4 protein-coding genes are annotated in these 2,186 nt (G+C 32.5%); all 4 read left to right on the forward strand.

Annotated features, from left to right (window positions below):
• A partial coding sequence (locus P9687_RS01365; protein ID WP_328228851.1) for a transposase occupies positions 1-211 on the forward strand: 211 nt, incomplete at its 5' end.
• Between the two features lie 79 nt (positions 212-290).
• Positions 291-1,214 (forward strand): hypothetical protein, encoded by a 924-nt coding sequence (locus P9687_RS01370; RefSeq protein WP_328228821.1) that lies wholly within the window; start codon positions 291-293, stop codon positions 1,212-1,214.
• On the forward strand, positions 1,211-1,975 hold the full coding sequence (locus P9687_RS01375; RefSeq protein WP_035189599.1) for a DUF3952 domain-containing protein: 765 nt from the start codon (positions 1,211-1,213) through the stop codon (positions 1,973-1,975). Before P9687_RS01370 ends, P9687_RS01375 begins: the two co-directional genes overlap by 4 nt.
• A 14-nt stretch (positions 1,976-1,989) precedes the next feature.
• Positions 1,990-2,142 carry a hypothetical protein gene (locus P9687_RS01380; RefSeq protein WP_328228820.1) on the forward strand — a complete coding sequence of 51 codons (153 nt, stop codon included), beginning with the start codon at positions 1,990-1,992 and terminating at the stop codon, positions 2,140-2,142.
• Positions 2,143-2,186: the final 44 nt, after the last annotated feature.

The following is a 2,186-nucleotide window of genomic DNA, read 5'->3' on the forward strand; positions in this document are numbered from 1 at the left end:
TGAACGTAATGCCGTTGAAGGCAAATTTGGCGAAGGCAAGCGCAAGTATGGGCTGGGCCTTATTCGAGCACGCCTTCAGGAGACCAGCGAAACAGTAGTAGCCCTTCAATTCTTCATACTGAATCTGGAGCGCAAGCTCAGGGTTCTTTTTTTGAAATTTTTACACAACACTATTTTATATTTTGATAATCGGAATTTGGCTTGTATCTGACCAAATTTGATTCGTTCAGCAAGCCCATTTAATTGACAAAAGCGAAGTTTCATCCATTGTCGGGAGAACAGCTTTACAAATGGAGGAAATTCCTGGAAGAGGCATCATTAAGTTGGAAAATCCTACAGTATTCCAAACTGTACTACCTGCAAAAGCAGAAAATGAATTAGAACGAACAAAGATCTTACAGGAAGAAATTGAAACAATGGATCACTCATGGTATGGCGTTCGTCCGGAAGCAATTCCAATGATGCCAGAAGTAATTGACATAGTGAAGTATAGAAAGAATCAGCAGCTTATAAACGCACAAGAACAGGGATCATTGCCGATTGGCTTGGATTTTGATGATGTGCAGGTCGTTTCACATAATTTCTCTCTATATAATCATTTATTAGTATATGGCATTGATCAATTGATAATTAATGACATTTCTCTTAGCTTACTGGCACAACTAGATGATTATCATTTAAAAAATACAGTTATTGTGGATTCCGCTGACTATGGTCTGATTTCATTTAAAGACAAAGTGGGATGTTATGTTGTTGAAGAACCAGATGTTATTCTGCAATTTAATGAATGGAAAGCCCTAATTAATGAAAGACACCAATTATTGTCAGAAGCAAAGGTCACCGGCAGACAAATGGATGTGCATTTTGAAAGAAAATTGATTTTCATTGGGAACATGGAGGCGTTCTGCAATAAAGTGTTTATAAGTGAAGAAGACGCAGCATTGTTAATTGACCAGTCTAAAAGCGTTGAAGTATTTTTCATTTTCTGTGGGCAAGAAGACTATTTCAGCCGGAACAGGGATCCGCTTGTCTTCAAATGTAAAAGCAAGTTAAATGCTGGCATCATAAAAATGCAGGCGAATGACCAAACGATATTCACAACAAAATATATAAACAATGAACCACAACTGGCCCCTGACGAAGTCTATTACTATTTAAAAGGGTCACTTACAAAAATAAAAATGCCACTAATTAAAAACGGGGTGCAAGTATGAAGAAACTATTATTGATGTTTTTCACAATCACTATGATAACAGCGACAAGTGGATGCTCGTTATTTACAAAAGAGGTAGACTATCAAAAAATAGCTAATGATCTAAACAAGAAAAATATGGATGAGATTATGCATGCAGTTGATGGTTATGCAAAATATGAGCATGTTGTTCGTGTTATCACCACTACTCCTGTAGATAAGAACAGAGCAAAAGAGGAAACTACTGAAAAATATTTTAAAGGAATTTATAAAACTAATAATAATACTGCTTTAGGAAGATGGCAAAAAAGTTATAAATCTGAAACTGAAATTAAGAATAAAGATAAATATATAAAAGATAAAGAAAAAAATTCATCTTACTATCAGACCAGTTATAAAAATCACCAATATATTAACAAACAAACAAATGATACTCTAGATAGTCAATTTGTTTTTGACCAATTACAAGGAATCGAAAAACTCACACCAAAATCATATAAGTATGGAATGGATGAGCCTCCAACAGTAGCTTATCAGCTCAATGAAAAAGAATTCAATAATATTATTAATGACAATCTTAGAGTAGATTACGATAAATTGAAACAAGCAATGATTACCATAAATTTATATCGTGAAGAAAATAAATTATATATAAAAACAATTTTTATTAGTATTGAATGGAAAAAAAAGATAAACAAGGATCAAATAAATTACTTTTTAGAAGACAGATTATATTTGGAGGATAATAATAAAAAGGCGAAAGACGAATATAAAAGATTATAAAAGGATGTGAAGAGATGGCAGATCACAAAATTTATAAATTAAGTTCTGATGAAGGAAAAGTATATTTGGCTGGTCAAAATATTTATCCTGAATTATTCACAGAAATTCAGAAACTTATTATAACTTATGGATTACCAAGCCTTTTAGGCTTTATTGTAATTCATTAAAAAAATGAAAAAAGAATCAATTTCTGTTAAAGATAAAGTAACCA

This window comes from Weizmannia sp. CD-2023, from assembly GCF_036225245.1.
Classification (GTDB): domain Bacteria; phylum Bacillota; class Bacilli; order Bacillales; family Bacillaceae_C; genus Weizmannia; species Weizmannia faecalis.

Excerpts from the sequence above, each read along its gene's own strand:
- P9687_RS01370 (WP_328228821.1), top strand. The coding sequence starts at position 291 with ATGGAGGAAATTCCTGGAAGAGGCATCATTAAGTTGGAAAATCCTACA.
- P9687_RS01375 (WP_035189599.1), top strand. The coding sequence starts at position 1,211 with ATGAAGAAACTATTATTGATGTTTTTCACAATCACTATGATAACAGCG.
- P9687_RS01380 (WP_328228820.1), top strand. The coding sequence starts at position 1,990 with ATGGCAGATCACAAAATTTATAAATTAAGTTCTGATGAAGGAAAAGTA.